The sequence below is a fragment of the Colwellia marinimaniae genome, assembly GCF_002207865.1.
Classification (GTDB): domain Bacteria; phylum Pseudomonadota; class Gammaproteobacteria; order Enterobacterales; family Alteromonadaceae; genus Colwellia; species Colwellia marinimaniae.
In genome coordinates this window covers 1-246 of the sequence record NZ_BDQM01000440.1, presented here as the reverse complement: position 1 = coordinate 246, position 246 = coordinate 1, and the positions used below count along the sequence as shown (strand labels likewise).

1 protein-coding gene is annotated in these 246 nt (G+C 63.8%); it reads right to left on the bottom strand.

Going from position 1 to position 246, the window contains the following annotated elements; translation table 11 throughout:
• On the bottom strand, positions 1 to 246 hold a 246-nt coding region (locus MTCD1_RS19990; RefSeq protein ID WP_143760222.1), incomplete at both ends, for a DUF2946 domain-containing protein.

Below are 246 nucleotides of genomic sequence, written 5' to 3'. Positions count from 1 at the left end.
GGGCAGGACCGCAACGTTAAGGCTGGAGTTGAGCGCCGGGCCCATGCCGCCGGTGGAACACAGCGGGCAACCGAAGGCCTTGGACAACGTAGGCAGCGACTCATCGCCCGTGTTTACGGGGGCTGGCGCCTGGGTGCGCGGGTCTACGGTACAGAACTGGCCGCCAATGCCGTTGAGCTGCATGCCGACCATTTGCCCATGGCCAATACTGCAGGCGAACACGTTGAACAGGACGCAGCCATAGAG